The sequence below is a fragment of the Kineosporia mesophila genome (assembly GCF_021129235.1).
In the GTDB taxonomy this organism is placed as follows: domain Bacteria; phylum Actinomycetota; class Actinomycetes; order Actinomycetales; family Kineosporiaceae; genus Kineosporia; species Kineosporia mesophila.
Window position 1 is genome coordinate 1 of record NZ_JAJOMA010000030.1, and the last position, 14,892, is coordinate 14,892.

The following is a 14,892-nucleotide window of genomic DNA, read 5'->3' on the forward strand; positions in this document are numbered from 1 at the left end:
CCCGCGGCGCGGCCCAGCCCGCCCGGCCCGCCAGCCACTGCCTCACGACCGCCCAGATCGACCACGTCGTCCTCGAGCGCCATCACGTGGGCTTTGAGTGGTCCGAAAGACGCTGGGACAGTTTTAGTCTGGTGACACCCAACTATCAGTGCCTTCTCCCGGGACACGAGTACAGCGCCGGCGACCCCGACGGGTTCATGGTGCGCGAGGAGATCGTCGACTACCTGCGGGACTACGCGCGGACGTTCGATCCGCCGATCCACGAGGGCGTCGAGGTGATCCGGATGACGCATGACGGTCACCGATTCCAATTGCGGACGACGCGGGGCACCTTTCAGGCGTCCCAGGTCGTCATCGCCACCGGTGCCTATCATCGGCCGCGCATTCCTCGATTCGCGGAACGGCTCCCGGGCAGCGTGATTCAGATTCACTCCTCCGACTACAAGAACCCGGACCAGCTTCCCGAGGGCGCCACGCTGGTCGTCGGCACGGGTCAGTCCGGCTGCCAGATCGCCGAGGACCTGCACCTGGCCGGTCGCACCGTGCACCTGGCGACCGGTCAGGCACCGCGGGTGGCCCGGTTCTACCGGGGCCGGGACTGCATGACCTGGCTCGACGAGATAGGCCACTACACCAAGGGAATCACCGAGTTCGCCGATCAGGACGCGACTCGGCACAAAGTGAACCACTACGTCACGGGCAGGGGCGGCGGCCGGGACATCGACCTGCGTGCCTTCGCCCGCGACGGCATGCATCTGTACGGCCGCCTCAAAGACATCACGGCCGAGGGCATCACGTTCGACGACGACCTGAAGGCGAATCTGGACGGCGCCGATGCGGTCGCCGAGGGCATCAAGGATCTGATCGATGCCTACATCGAGTCCGAAAACCTCGACCAGCCGACCGAAGACCGCTACACACCGGTCTGGGAACCCGACCCCGACGTCCTCACTCATCTCGATCCGGCGAAAAGCGCTATCACCTCGGTGATCTGGTGCACCGGCTTCGACGCCGACTACCGCTGGGTGGATCTGCCGGTGTTCAACGGCCACGGCTACCCCTCGCACCACCGGGGCGTCACGAGCATGCCCGGACTGTACGTGCTCGGCCTGCCCTGGCAATGGACCTGGGGCTCGGGCCGGTTCCGCGGTGTCGGTGACGACGCGCGTCACCTGACCGAGCACATCGTGCGCAACACCCAGAGCAAGCGCCAGGTCGCATGAGTCACTGCGATGCCCATCGCCATCTCGGCGTGATGCCGGAATTCCCGTTCTACGGCGGCCCTCCGATCCGCGCGGATGTCACCGCCCGGGCCACGATCAAGGAGCTGATCGAGGACCTCGACCGGGAGAACACCGAGCGCGCGCTGGTCATCCCGAACTACGGCGTGCCGCAGCCGGATCTGGCCTTCGGCTTCAACGAGCTGGTGGTCGAGGCCGCCCAGACCGACGATCGGATCCGGGCCGGGCTGTGGGTCTCGGCCAAGCCGTCAGACGCCGAACGCACCGATCAGGCACTGAAACTGGCCGGGGAGCAGGGCGTCAAGGCACTCAAGCTCAGCTTCCTGCTGGGTGGCACGGTGGACGACGAGGCCGTGCAACGGGGTCTCGCCAGGATCTTCACCACCGCGCGCGAGAAGAACCTCGTCGTTCACGTACACACCAGCCCGGGCGGCGCGAGTGACATCGACGAGATCGGCAAGCTCGTCGACCTCTACGCCGACGACGTCAAGCTGCATCTGGTGCACTTCGGCGGCGGCATGAGCGGCCACATGAAACTCATCGGCGGCCGCTTCTTCGACTGGATCGGGCAGGGCAAGCAGGTCTACACAGACCTGTCCTGGGCGATCGGCTTCGCGCCGCGCTGGCTGGCGCAGGAGATCTCCCGGCGCGGCCTCGGCCACGACCGGGTGCTGTTCGCAAGTGATCAGCCCTGGGGCGATTTCGAGGGTGAATACGCCCGCCTGAAGGCAGGGTTCGGGGACGGCGAACTGGCCGACCACGCGCTCCGCCGCACGTTCGGCACGCTGTACGACTAGGTCCCGACATCACCGGAGGAAAAGTCATGGCCGACCTGACCGAGCTCGAGCGCAAGAGTCTCGACGAGATCCCCCACCCCTCGCTGCCCGAGGGTTCCAGCATCTACGGCGGCACCAAGGTCTTCCCCGACTACAAGGCCGAGAACGGCGAGACCTACTTCACGCTCGTGCACGGTATCGCCCACGAGTCGTCGGTCAGCTTCGTCGCGATCCTGCAGGCCACCCGCGCTCTGCGGAAAGGCTTCGAGTCAGCGATCTACTTCTACGGCCCGGGCTCGCTCAATGCCCTGGCCACGCGCGGTTTCCCGACCACCGGAAACAGCGCCTTCCCGGGTGAGCACAACATCAACGACTCGCTGAAGACATTCATCAAGGAGGGCGGCAAGGTCTACTGCTGCCGTTTCGGCCTGTCGCTGCACGGCGCCCGCGAGGAAGACCTGATCGAAGGGGTCATCCCGACGCATCCTCTCGACGTCCAGGACGCGGTGATCCACTACGCACGCAAGGGCGCCATCATCAACTCGACCTACATGATCTGAGGTTCCCCTCATGGACACCGTCACGAGAGTGAACCTCGCGGTGCACGGCGTGCGCGTCGACGCCCCGGTGCGGCGCAGTAAGGGCGCCGGGCCGAGCGACGACGGGCACCTGGTTCTCGACGGCGAGAACGCGGCCCTGCCGATCGTTTCCGACAGCCCCTACGTCATCCGAGAGGGCCGGGTCTACGAGGGCAGGATCGATCTCGGGCTGTCGGTGAACACCGTGCGGCGGCCGAAGTTCTACGACCTGGTCACGGCCGACGGTGTCCCCTACGAGAAGATCGCCCTGCTGCACGGTCAAGACGTGCTGGCCACCACGGTCGTGCAGACCTGCGTCCGCTACGACGAGGCGGAACGCTGCCGGTTCTGCGCGATCGAGGAATCGCTGCGGCAGGGCTCGACCATCGCCGCGAAAACGCCCGCGCAGCTGGCGGAGGTGGCCGAGGCCGCGGTCCGGCTGGACGGTGTGCGGCAGATGGTCATGACCACCGGCACCACCACCGGCCCGGACCGCGGCGCACGCAATCTGGTGCGCTCGGTCCGGGCGGTGATAAAAGCCGTTCCCGGGTTGCCCATCCAGGTGCAGATCGAGCCGCCGAAAGATCTTCAGGTCATCACCGACCTGAAAGAGGCCGGGGCCCAGGCCATCGGCATCCACGTCGAGAGCATGGACGACGAGCTGCGACGCCGCTGGATGCCCGGCAAGGGCAGCGTGCCGATGGCCGAGTACGAGGCCGCCTGGGACGAGGCCGTGCGGGTCTTCGGCCGCAACAAGGTCTCCACGTACCTCCTCATCGGCCTGGGCGAGACGCCCGACGAGCTGGTGGCCGGGGCGAAAACCCTGATCGACCGCGGTGTCTACCCGTTCGTCGTCCCCATGCGCCCGATGATGGGCACCCTGGCCCGCCGCGACGGCGCCACCACGGCGCCCGCGTCCGTCGTGACCGAGGTCACCGCCCGCGTCGGAGCCCTGCTGCGGGAGGCCGGGATGACCGGTGACGACCAGGGCGCCGGCTGCGCGGCCTGTGGAGCCTGTAGCGCTCTCAAGGCGGCCGGCGGATGACCGAGATCCTGTTCCGCACGCTGCCGCGCGGGGGTGAACTCGGCGAGGCTCTCCTGCGTGACCTGTCGGTACCGCGGCGCACGAGCGGTTTCGTGCTTGAGGACGCGGACGGTGAGACTCTCGCCGCCTATCACGCCTTGCGGCGTGAACAGTTCGTGGAGGAGCAAGGGCTCTTCGAGGGTAGCGACCTCGACGAGGTGGACGAAGACCCGCGCACCGTCGTGCTCGTGGCCCGCACCGCCGACGGCACGGTGCTCGGAGGGGTTCGACTCGGACCCGTCGGCGACCAGCCGGATGTCGGCTGGTGGCAGGGCGGGCGTCTGGTCGGCCGGGGCAATCTCGGGGCCGGTCCCGCGCTGGTGCGAGCGGCCTGCGCCCGGGCCGAGGCCGAGGGCGTGCTGCGGTTCGACGCCACCGTGCAGCCGCGGTACCGCCCGTTCTTCGCGAAACTCGGCTGGGACCACGTGCGCGCCATCGAGGTCGCCGGTGCACCCCACGAACTCATGCGCTGGCCCGTCCACCGCATCCAGACTCTCACCGAGGCGACCAAACGCGACCTCGGCGTCCTCTTGCACGATTTCACCCACGATCAGAAGGGCCTCGGCGGAGCCGGTTTCATCGGCGACGACGGTGCCCCGGTGCCCGGTAGCGACCTGGTGGCCGCCTGCGACGCCATCCTGCCCTCAATGGTGGAACGCGACCCGGACTGGGCCGGCTGGTGCTCGGTGCTGGTCAATCTCAACGACCTGGCCGCGATGGGCGCCACCCCGGTCGCCCTGCTCGACTCCGTGGGCGCCCGCGACAGCTCCTTCGCCGCGCGCGTTCTCGGTGGTCTGCGCCGGGCGGGCCAGGCCTACGGAGTGCCGGTGATCGGCGGGCACACCCAGTTCGGCGTTCCGGCCTCGCTCAGTGTCACGGCTCTGGGCCGCACCGACAGCCCGGTGCCGGGAGGTGGCGGCCGGTCCGGCGACCGGATCCGGCTCACCGCCGACCTCGAGGGCGGATGGCGGCCGGGCTACAGCGGCCGGCAGTGGGACTCCACCTCGCACCGCACCACCACCGAGCTCCGGTCCATGCTGAGTATGGTCGGGAGAAGTCTGCCCCGGGCCGCGAAAGACGTGTCGATGGCCGGGATCGCCGGAACGCTCGGCATGCTCGCCGAGGCCGGAGGGTGCGGGGCCGTGCTCGACGTGGCCGACGTGCCCCGTCCCGGTTCGGCCACCACCGGTGATTGGCTGACCTGCTTCCCGGGGTTCGGCATGATCACGGCCGAGGAACCGGGATCGGGTGAGCCCTGGGCCGGACCGGCCGTCTCCGCGGTCTGCGGTGAGCTGGTCGAGGGCGCGGGAGTGCAGTTGCGCTGGCCCGACGGGGACATCACGCAAGCCGTTCCGGGAGCGGTGACAGGCCTCGGAAGTGCCTGACCACGAACAGGAGTTGGAGTCATGAGCGCCATTACGCTGGGGGTCGTCTCGGCGCCGTTCGACCGCGATCTGGAGGGCGACTTCGCCCGGGTCGCCGTGCTGATCGACGAGGCCCGGGGCCGGGGTGTGCAGTTGCTCGCCCTGCCCGAGGCCACGCTCGGCGGCTACCTCAGTGACCTACGCGGAAGCGCCCCACCGCCACCGGCTTTCCGGCAGGACGGGCCGGAGATCGCCCGCCTGGCCGCGCTGGCCGGGGAGATGGTGGTCTGCGCCGGTTACTGCGAGCAGACCGACGACGGGAAGCTCTACAACAGCGTGGTCTGCGTCGACGGCAGCGGGGTGCTGGGTAACCACCGCAAGGTGCACCAGCCGCTGCGGGAAGACGCGCACTACGCGGCGGGCCAGGAGTTCGCGGCGTTCGACACACCGGTCGGCCGGATCGGCATGATGATCTGTTATGACAAGGCATTCCCCGAGTCCGCGCGTTCGCTGGCCCTCGACGGCGCCCAGATCGTCGTCTGTGTCTCCGCGTGGCCAGGCAGTCGCACCAACGCCCCGGAGAATCTCGAGGACGACCGCTGGAAGCATCGTTTCGACATCTTCGACCAGGCCCGGGCGCTGGAGAACCAGATCGTCTGGCTCTCGGCCAACCAGAGCGGCAGTTTCGGTTCACTGCGCTTCGTCTCCAGCGCCAAGATCGTCGGGCCGGGTGGGGACGTGCTGGTCGGCACCGGGGTCGCCGAGGGTCTCGCGGTGGTGGAGGTCGATGTGGACGACGCCCTCACCCAGGCGCGGCGCTCGATGGGGCACTTGCGCGACCGGCGTCCGGCGGCTTACACGACGCACGAACCGGTCGCTGTCGGGAGCTGACGAATGAGCGAGGTCACGATCGCGGCCGTGGCGGCCGGCTTCGGCCGCGACCTGGACTTCGACCTGGCCCGGGTGCAGACGCTGATCGAGCAGGCCCGCCGGGCCGGTGCGGAACTGCTGGTCCTGCCCGACGCGGCTCTGGGCGGATACCTGCCCGACCTGCGCAATCCCGATCCGGAATCGCTGCCACCGGCCCTGGAACCCGACCACGAGCTGATCGGCAAGGTGGCCGCGTCCGCTGCTGAGATGGTCGTCTGCATCGGCTACTGCGAGCTGGGCGACGACGGTGAGACCCGGTACAACAGCGCGGTCTGCCTGAGCGGTGACGGGGTGCTCGGGCGGCACCGCAAGGTGCACCTGCCCCGGGGCGAGGAACGGGCCTACGCCCCCGGCCACACGTTCAGCGCGTTCGACACCCCGGTCGGCCGGGTCGGCATGCTCATCGACTACGACAAGACCTTTCCCGAGTCGGCGCGCTCCCTGGCCCTGGACGGGGCGGGCATCCTGGCCTGCCTGTCGGCCTGGCCGACGAACATCAGTAACCGGGCGCCCCGGATGAGCGACGACCGGCAGTCCCGGTTGTTCGACCTCTACGACCGCTCCCGCGCCGCCGAGAACCAGGTGGTGCTGGCGTCGGCCAACCAGACCGGATCCCTGGGCGGCATGCGCTTCCTCGGGCAGGCCAAGGTGGTCGGCCCGGGTGGCGACATCCTGGCCCGCACCTGGGCCAAGGCCGGGCTGGCGGTGGCCACGGTCGATGTCGACGCGGAGATCACCCAGGCCCGCCGGGTCCTGGACCACCTCAGCGAACGCCGTCCCGACACCTACCGCTAGCGAACGGAAAACTCATGCCCGAGATGTACTTCCGCGTCACCTGGCCCGACGGAACGGCCCAGCGCTGCTACTCGCCGAGCCTGGTGATCGAGGACTTCCTGAAGCCCGGCGAGCGCTACCCGGTGGCGGATTTCGTACGGCGCAGTGACGAGGCCCTGACCATCGCCTCGAACCGGGTGCGGGAGAAGTACGGCTTCGCCTGTACCAGCGCGGCGGCGATGCGTGACGAGATCTGGGCCCGGGCGAAGGCCTGTCCGGAGGGTGAGGTTACGGTGGTGAGCTTCGAGCATCCCTGAACGGAGGTCTTCGCGGTGGCGGAACGGGAACCGAGAAGTGTCGTGGACGGCGCCTTCCGGGTGTTGCGGGCGCTGCCCGGCAGTGGGCCGGAGCATCAGGTGGCGACGCTCGCGCGGGCGACCGGGCTGCCCCGCCCCACGGTGCACCGTCTTCTGCGTCAGCTGCGGGAGTCCGGTGCGGTGGAGCTGCAGAACGGGCACTGGCACCTGGCCGCATCGCTGCTGGGCCTGGCCCAGCAGGTGGAGCCCCTGACCGGTCTTCGGGGAACCGCCTCGAAAGCGATGGCCGAGTTGCGTGAACAGACCGGGGCAGCGGTGTCTTTCGTGGTGCCGTCGGAAGATTCGTTCGTGGCGCTGGAGATGCTGCCCGGCCGTGACGCCCTGCCGATCGACGCCCGGAGCGGTGCACAGATGCCCGCGTCGACGGCGGCGGCGATGGTGCTCACGCCCGGTCGCATCCCGGCGGCGCGGCGGCGGTCGTTCGGGGCGGCGGTCGACGACGAGCAGGTGCTGCCCGGGCTCACCTGCTACGCGGTGCCGGTCGCCCTGCCCCGGGGGCGGCGAGCGTCCTTGCAGGTCGCCACCGCCGCGCACCGGCCGGCGGAGCGTCTCGCGGCGCCCGTCCACCATGCCGCCGCGGCTCTCGAACAGGCTCTTGTCCGTTCAGCGGACAGGGCGTAGGGGCCGGGCGGACCTTCCTCCATCGTGGCGGCGACCCATCCACGAACGGAAGGAACTCTCATGGCAGACCGGAAGATCGCCCTGGTCACCGGGGCCGGGCGCGGGCTCGGGCGGAGCATGGCCCAGCACCTGACGAGCGCGGGCGTGGCGGTGGTGGGTACCTGTCACCGCAGCGAACGGCCGGCGGACTCGGACGACCTCGTTTTCTGCCGGCTCGACGCCACCCGCACCGACACCTACCCGGAGTTCGTCGACACGGTGCGGCAGACGCTGCACGACCGCTTCGGCACGCAGACCCTCGACCACCTGGTCAACAACGCCGGGATCGGCACCTACGCACCCTACGACCGGACCACCCCGGAGCAGTTCGACGAGCTGGTCGGCATCAACCTGCGGGCGCCGTTCTTCCTCACCCAGGCCCTGCTGCCCCTGATCAACGACGGTGGCCGCGTGCTCAACGTGACGACCGCCCTGACCCGGGGCGTCGTCCCCGGGATGTCCGCGTACGCCGCGACCAAGGGAGCGATCGAGGTGCTGACCCGCTATCAGGCCGTGGAGCTGGCCGACCGCGGCATCCGGGTCAACACCCTGATGGGCGGGGCCGTGCTGACCGACTTCGGTGGGGGCATGATGCGCTCACCGCAGGTCCAGGAACTCGCCGCGCACACCATCGCCCAGGGCCGCATCGCCGAGCCCGACGACATCACCGCGGCCGTACCCGCCATCCTGTCCGACGGATTCCAGTGGGCCACCGGCTCGATCATCGACCTGTCGGGCGGCCAGAGCCTGTGAGCACGCAGGGGTAGCCCGGCATGCGTCTGGGGTCGTACACGGGGGCGAGGCAATGCCCGCCCCTGGTCTGACGACCGGCACCTCACATTGCGCCAGGATGAGATCACGGCGCGGCGCTGCTGCCACGCCGGCCATCGTCCGAGTGAGAGGTACCGATGAAGAAGCTCGCCACAGTAGGGGTTGTCGCGTTGGCTCTCGGTGGGACGGTGCTGATGTCGCCGGCCGCACAGGCCGCCACGGCGTTGCCCGCGACCGGTCACCAGACGGCCTACGTGCAGCGGGGTGACACCGTCACGGTGTACCGCGACGGCGCGGTGAAGGCCAAGGTGACCGCCGTGTCGTCCGCGCACCCCGGTGGCGACGGCAAGCTGGTGCTGACCGTCGAGACGAAGAAGGCCCTCTCGTTCAGCGCCGGTGACTGGCTCTGGGAAGACCCCAGCGGCGGCGACCACGAGGCCGACGACGCCAACCGCAAGATCAGCGTCCCGGCGAACACCACCAAGAAGGTGACCATCGACTACACCGGGGTGGGCAACGGCGACGTGATCTGGGCCCCGGGCCTGAAGACCGTGGCCGGTGCCTGGTACGTCAAGGGGCGGACGGTCACGGGGGCCTCTGAGCTCCTGCCCGCCAGTTACGTGCAGCGTGGCAGTGCGGTCACCGTCTACCAGGCCGGGAAGGCCGTCGCCAAGGTGACACCGACGTCGGCCAGGCACCCGGACGGCAAGGGCACGCTGAAGCTGAAGGTCGAGGCCCTGAAGAAGTTCTCCTTCAAGCCCGCCGGGTTCGTCTGGGAGGACGCGGACGGCGGGGACCACCAGGCGGTCAACGGCAAGAAGGCCGTCACGGTGAAGGCGAAGACGAACAAGACGATCACGGTGAAGTACACGGACGTGGCCGACGGTGCGCTGTTCTGGTCACCCCGGGCGGACGTCATCGCCGGAGCCTGGAAGATCGGCTGATCCTGGTCCGGGCTGACCCGCCGGTGGGTCAGCCCGGGGTGGGGTTCTGGAGTTCCTGGAGCCCGAGCACCCTCAGGAGGTCCAGCTTCTGCTCGTCCGGCGACCCCGGGAGGGCCGTCATGATGACGTTCGTCTGGTCACCCGGACCGCCGGTGACCCCCACGGCCTGGGTCCCGACCTGAGCTACTGCGCCTGCAGCGCTTCCTTCACCGCCTCCTCGACCCGCGCGTCCTCCCGGGCCTTCCGGCGGGCCCGGTTCCGGCGTGACACCACGACAGCGGTGACGATCAGGGCGATCAGGGCGACGATCACCAGCAGCAGAGTCCAGGGCAGCGCCCAGGCGTGGGTGGTGGCGGAGATCGCCGGGAGGCTGGTCGTCGAACCCGCCGCGTCGGTGATGACCGGCAGCAGGTGGGTGGTCGCGCTCAGGCGGCCCGAGGGCACGACGCCGGCGATCGTGCCGGTGACCTTCCAGCGCTCCCCCGGCAGGAGCTGCTGCGGGAGGCCCGACTGGCCGGCCGAGACCTTGAACCAGCCGAAGGGACCCTTCAGGGACGTCGCGGCCGAGCCCGACAGGATCGCGTTGCCGGTGTTGCGGAGCGTGTAACTGACTTCAGTAGAACCTTTTCCGGCCGGGTTGAGGGTGCCCTGGTAACCGACGGAGAGGTCTTCGATCGCGACTGCGGGCTTCAGGTCACCGTCCACGCGCAGCTTGATCTGGATCCCCAGGCGCCGGTCGACGTTGATGGTCTCGTCGGAGTCGGCCTGGGTCAGTGAGGTGATGATGCCGCCGGCGTGGTCGCCGGGCGTGGCGTTCTCCGGAATCTGCACGGTGAAGGGAAGTTCGGCGGTCTTGCCGGGTTCCACCAGCACGCTGGCGCGCTCGGCGTGCACCCAGGCGCCGACACCGATCGACTCGGCGTCCTTCGTCACCAGGTCCATCTGACCCGCCTCGGTGGTGAAACCGTCGGCGGCGTAAACCTTCAGGGTGAGCGGCGCGTTTCCCCGGTTGGCCACCACCATGGCGTCGTCGAGGGTGGCGCCGGGTTTCAGGTCGTAGCTGAAACTGGTGCGGCTGTCGCCGAGGTCGTTGGACGCCGTCCGTACGGTCCAGGTCACGTCATCAGTGGCAGCGGACGCGGTACCCGCACCCAGCAGGGTGGTCGCGAGGGCCAGCACGACCGCCGCAGTGGTTTTCAGGTGTCTCACGGTAACTCGTTCCTCGGGCGGAAGGAGTGGGGTGACCTTCCGGGGAAGGCCACCCCACCAGGGAAAATCAGCTGCTGAGAGCGGTGATCGTCAGGGTGGCGCGATAGCTACCCTGATCGACGCTGCTCGGGATCTTCAGGTCGAGGTCGGCGGCCAGCTTGGCCTCGCCCTTCTCGTGACCCGGATCCGCCTGACCCAGGGTGCGGGAGACGGACAGACCCTCACCCCCGTTCAGGCCGGACTCCACGGCGGTACCGGCCTTGGCGCCGGCCCCGGCCGTCGCGACCGCGGGCGTCCACCCGAGGAAGGAACCCGAGAACGTCTTGTCGGCGTCCTTGAAGTCACCCACCGCGGCCGAGATCGACCACGGGGAGAGCGAACTACGGGTGTCCTTCACGGTGATCGGGTTGATCGAGCCGGTGGCACCCAGGTACTTACCATCGTTGTCCTTGGCCGTACCCAGGTCGACCAGGCCGTTCTTGCCGTCGATCGTCCACCCGAACTCACCGGGGGCGGCCTTCGGCACGCGGACCTGGATCTGCTGGCCCTCACCGTGGTACGGGTGCACCGTGACCTTGTCGACCGTCGAGCCGACATTGGCCTCGCTGCGGATGTTCTCGACCACGAGCTGATCGTTGCGCACCTTCACCTTGACGTAGGTGCGGGTGTGCTCCTGGTTCTGGACCGAGTTGTACCAGTAGCGGGTCGGGTCCAGCGGGTCGGGACCGTTGCCCGCACCGCTCGTGCCACTGTTGTCCGGCGCGGTGATGTCGTAGTACTTGGAACCCGAGGCCGAGTTGGCCGTCACGTAGAGCACGCCACCGGGGCCCGGGTACACGTCGGCGGCACCGGGCTGCTCGTCCGCGTCCGCCTTCGCACCATTCTTGATCAGGTAGCTACGCGTGTAGGCGTGGTCGTGGCCCTGGAGCACCAGGTCCACGCCGAGCTTCGAGAAGGTGGTGGGGAAGTCGACCCGGCGGACCTTGTTGTCGGCATCCTTGGCGTGCGAGGCCGGCGAGTAGATCGAGTGGTGGTAGACGAGCACCTTGTACTTGGCGTCGGCACCGTGCTTGGTGATGACGTCGGTGACGTAGCTCAGGTGCGCCTCGTCACCGCCACCGCCCGAGGAGCTGGTGTAGCTGTTGCTGTTCAGGTCGATGAACAGCACGTCCTTGTACATGTACCAGTAGTCGCCGCCCGAGGTGTTGGACGTCGGGTTGCCGTTCACGTAATAGGACGCCGAGCGGTCGGTGTTCGGCGTGGCCAGGTGCTGCTCGTAGGCCTTGCCACCGACGTCGTGGTTACCGATGGTCGCGGCGTACGGCACCTGGCGCAGCTGCTCGGGGGCCAGGAACGCGTTCCACTGCGACTCGGTGTTGGCCGTCTCGACCTGATCGCCGCCGGACACCAGGATCTCGGCGTCCGGGTTGGCCTTCGTCGCCACGTCGAGCGTGTCGGCCCAGCCCGCCTGGTCGTTCGCGACGTTGCCCGACGCCCCGATCTGCGGGTCGCCGAGGAACAGGAAGTCGTACTCGCCGTCGAAGTCCTGGGTCTTGAAGGTGTAGGTCTTCGACCAGTTCCCGTCCGAACCCACGTGGTACGAGTAGGTGGTGTTCTCGGCCAGCCCGGTCAGCGTGGCGTGCCGGTTGTAACCACCGCTGGTCGCGATGTTGGCCCCGCCGACGGCGGAGAAGCTGCTGGCACCGGCCGGGAACTCACCGTTGACCACCTGGGCGGCCGGGGCGATCTGCGCCGCCTGGACGGTGTCGGCGGAGGAGTACCAGGTCACCATGCGCTGGGTCTCGTCGGCGCCGACGCCGAGGATGACGCCGGTGAGAGTGGCCGCGTCCGCCGCCTGGGCGGGAGCGGCGAAACCCGTGACACAGGTCACGAGGCCGAGTCCCAGGGCGGCGACCGGCCGGGCCAGTCGTCTCGCCCGGGATGCGTCTGTCAAAGACACTTTGGTTTCATCCCTTTCAGGGTGAACAGAATTGAGGCGGGCTCAACCTTCTGCCCCGCAATGAACGGATCATGAACCACAGAGGTGATTCCCGTTGCGCCGAGCGGTATATCCCTAGATCACGCGTTCGACGAACCAGAAGAGCCCCACCACCGAGACCAGCGCCGACACCGCCCCCGAGACCCAGAGCCCGGCCCGTGGCGCCCGGCGGCGCAGCAGCACCAGCACCGGGAAGAGCGCGAGAATCAGCCCGAGCTGCACGGCCTCGATGCCGATGTTGAACACCAGCAGCGACCAGAGCAGAGTCCACGACCAGGCCTCGTCGATGCCCAGGGCCCCGGCGAAACCCAGCCCGTGCACCAGGCCGAAGACGAACACCACGCCGAGCCGGGTCCAGCCGGCCCGGTCGAGACTGAAATAACCTCCTGCGGAATCAATGTCGGCCGCCGCCGGTCCCCGGCGCCCGAGCCGCCACAGATACCATCCGGCCACCACGGCGATCGAGAGTGCGATGATCGGCTCGACGACCTCGCCGGGCACCTTCACCAGCCCCAGGGCGGCCAGGACGAAGGTCACCGAGTGGGCCAGGGTGAACGACGTGGCGACCAGCACCACTTCGCGCAGGCGCCGCGACCCGGCGATCAGGGCGAGCAGGAAGAGGATGTGGTCGGGCCCCAGCAGCAGGTGCTCGGCGCCGAGCCGGAAGAACTCCCAGAACCGCTCCAGGCCGCTCTGGGCGAGATCGAAGGACGGGTGCGAGGCATCGAGAGCAGCACTGCCGTCGAGCCCGGCCAGGGAGTAGCTGACGATCGTCCTGGTACCCCGCACATAGCCCTCGGAGTCCGGGAACAGCGTGCTCGTCATGTCGTAATCTGCGCTGGTGCAGACCTGGTCGAGGGCAAGGAAGGCGTAGGGCACACCCTCCCGCTCGGCGACCGAGAAGGCGCCGGCCCGCTGCGGGGTGCAGCCGGTGACGGAGAAGCGATCGTCGACATAGGCCAGGACGGCGTCGGCGTGCGATTCCAGGGCGGCGGCCTGCTCCGTGGGATCGCCTCCCTCGAAGGCGGCGGTGCCGTCCCGGAACAAGGCGTCGTTCTTCTGGGTGTCCGCGGCCGAGACGACGAGCAGGTCGTACTCCAGGCCGATTTCGGTCCGGAGGTGGTTCTTCTCGGGTGAGGTGGCATCGACGTACACGACCGAGGAGAAGCCGTGCGCGAACGCCGGGGCCGCACCGGCGAGAACTCCCGCGGCGACGACGGCACCCAGCACGACGGCCCGGAAAGTGCGGCTGAACATGGAACTCCTTCTGTTGGCGCGTGCACGCTGTCGGCCCCAGGTGAATGGACCGAGCCCCGACGGCCAACAGCAGCGGAACAAACCGGACCGATCCGGTCTCGGGAACCGCACCGGGCTGTAGAAACGACGAGCACCCCGAAAACCCCACGGAGGAACCTGTGCTCTCGCCCCGCCGGGCGGTCGTCATCCTGGCCGCGGCGGCCCTGCTCGCCGGCTGCGGCGACGACTGGTCCGACCCCCACCCCGCCACCACCGCGATCGGCTCGCCCAAGCCTGGTTTCACCGACCCGTCCGCACCTCCCACCCCGGAGTCGACCGTCACCCCCGCGCCCGGGTCGTGGGACGACGTGCACCCGGGAAAGGGCTATCGGGTCGTGCTGCTCACGGCGGGCGACGACGCCGCGACGAAGTCCCTGGCCTCCGCGGTGAGAAGCTGGGCGGACGTCGAGAAGGTGGATCTGCGCACGGTGGACGCCACCGGTGAGCACGACCTGGTCCCGGGCATCACGAAAGCCATCGGGATGGGCCCGGAACTCGTCATCAGCGCGGGCAACGACCTGGTCGACCCGCTGACCCTGGTCACCGCCAGCCACCTCGACCAGCAATTCCTCGTACTCGGGGCCGAGATCCCCGAGCCTACGGGCAACGTCACGGCGGTGGGCTGGCCGGGTGCCTCGTTCCGCGGGGAGGGCCTGGCGGCATCCACGCCCTACGACCCGGCCACGTTCACCACTGACCGGGCCGCGAACGCCACCCGCGCGGGAGTGGCGGCCGTACTGACCCAGGTGACCGGGATCGTCCTCTGGCTGTCATGAAAAGAGGGGCCCGCTGGTCGGCGGTCCCCTCTGCAAGAATTACCGGGTTCCCGAACACCTTGCTCGCCTTGCCGATCGACAGGAACACGGTCTCGCCGGTGGAGTCGTCGAGC

15 protein-coding genes are annotated in these 14,892 nt (G+C 69.0%); 12 read left to right on the forward strand and 3 right to left on the reverse strand.

The annotated features are described in order from the left end of the window. The 11 genes from LR393_RS30155 to LR393_RS30205 form a co-directional block, all read left to right on the forward strand. Positions 1-1,223, forward strand: a 1,223-nt coding sequence (locus LR393_RS30155) for an MSMEG_0569 family flavin-dependent oxidoreductase (protein WP_231488481.1), incomplete at its 5' end; no start/stop codon positions are given. Further along, entirely contained in the window at positions 1,220-2,038 is an 819-nt protein-coding gene (locus tag LR393_RS30160) for an amidohydrolase family protein (RefSeq protein ID WP_231488483.1), read from the forward strand. The genes LR393_RS30155 and LR393_RS30160, both read left to right, overlap by 4 nt. 26 nt (positions 2,039-2,064) lie before the next feature. Beyond that, positions 2,065-2,577 carry an MSMEG_0572/Sll0783 family nitrogen starvation response protein gene (locus tag LR393_RS30165; RefSeq protein WP_231488485.1) on the forward strand — a complete coding sequence of 171 codons (513 nt, stop codon included), beginning with the start codon at positions 2,065-2,067 and terminating at the stop codon, positions 2,575-2,577. Positions 2,578-2,587: 10 nt separating this feature from the next. Then, positions 2,588-3,640, forward strand: coding sequence for an MSMEG_0568 family radical SAM protein (locus LR393_RS30170; RefSeq protein ID WP_231488487.1), 1,053 nt, complete (start codon positions 2,588-2,590; stop codon positions 3,638-3,640). Beyond that, the gene (locus LR393_RS30175; protein WP_231488489.1) at positions 3,637-5,064 is read left to right on the forward strand and encodes an MSMEG_0567/sll0787 family protein; all 1,428 of its coding nucleotides are present in this window, start codon (positions 3,637-3,639) and stop codon (positions 5,062-5,064) included. The genes LR393_RS30170 and LR393_RS30175 overlap by 4 nt, the downstream gene beginning before the upstream one ends. Positions 5,065-5,085: 21 nt before the next feature. Further along, positions 5,086-5,934: a carbon-nitrogen hydrolase family protein gene (locus LR393_RS30180; protein WP_231488490.1), complete on the forward strand. Its 849-nt coding sequence runs from the start codon at positions 5,086-5,088 to the stop codon at positions 5,932-5,934. 3 nt (positions 5,935-5,937) lie between these two features. Next, positions 5,938-6,768 (forward strand): carbon-nitrogen hydrolase family protein, encoded by an 831-nt coding sequence (locus LR393_RS30185; RefSeq protein WP_231488491.1) that lies wholly within the window; start codon positions 5,938-5,940, stop codon positions 6,766-6,768. Positions 6,769-6,782: 14 nt separating this feature from the next. Beyond that, a complete protein-coding gene (locus LR393_RS30190; RefSeq protein WP_231488492.1) occupies positions 6,783-7,064 on the forward strand; it encodes an MSMEG_0570 family nitrogen starvation response protein in 282 nt (93 codons plus the stop codon). 15 nt (positions 7,065-7,079) lie between these two features. Continuing rightward, positions 7,080-7,745 carry a helix-turn-helix domain-containing protein gene (locus LR393_RS30195; protein ID WP_231488493.1) on the forward strand — a complete coding sequence of 222 codons (666 nt, stop codon included), beginning with the start codon at positions 7,080-7,082 and terminating at the stop codon, positions 7,743-7,745. A gap of 60 nt (positions 7,746-7,805) precedes the next feature. Next, complete coding sequence (locus LR393_RS30200) at positions 7,806-8,537, forward strand: SDR family NAD(P)-dependent oxidoreductase (protein ID WP_231488494.1); 732 nt, start codon at positions 7,806-7,808, stop codon at positions 8,535-8,537. A 155-nt stretch (positions 8,538-8,692) separates the two neighbouring features. Beyond that, the gene (locus tag LR393_RS30205) at positions 8,693-9,499 is read left to right on the forward strand and encodes a hypothetical protein (RefSeq protein ID WP_231488495.1); all 807 of its coding nucleotides are present in this window, start codon (positions 8,693-8,695) and stop codon (positions 9,497-9,499) included. 183 nt (positions 9,500-9,682) lie between these two features. Here LR393_RS30205 and LR393_RS30210 read toward each other — a convergent pair whose 3' ends face one another. From LR393_RS30210 to LR393_RS30220, 3 genes are all read right to left on the reverse strand, one after another. Next, a complete protein-coding gene (locus tag LR393_RS30210; protein ID WP_231488497.1) occupies positions 9,683-10,708 on the reverse strand; it encodes a WxL protein peptidoglycan domain-containing protein in 1,026 nt (341 codons plus the stop codon). Between the two features lie 67 nt (positions 10,709-10,775). Continuing rightward, positions 10,776-12,668, reverse strand: coding sequence for a purple acid phosphatase family protein (locus LR393_RS30215; protein WP_231488498.1), 1,893 nt, complete (start codon positions 12,666-12,668; stop codon positions 10,776-10,778). Between the two features lie 114 nt (positions 12,669-12,782). After that, positions 12,783-13,964: a HupE/UreJ family protein gene (locus tag LR393_RS30220; protein WP_231488500.1), complete on the reverse strand. Its 1,182-nt coding sequence runs from the start codon at positions 13,962-13,964 to the stop codon at positions 12,783-12,785. A gap of 158 nt (positions 13,965-14,122) precedes the next feature. On the opposite strand from LR393_RS30220, the gene LR393_RS30225 reads away from it, so the two are divergent. Then, entirely contained in the window at positions 14,123-14,779 is a 657-nt protein-coding gene (locus LR393_RS30225) for a type 1 periplasmic-binding domain-containing protein (protein WP_231488502.1), read from the forward strand. The last annotated feature ends 113 nt before the right edge of the window (positions 14,780-14,892 follow it).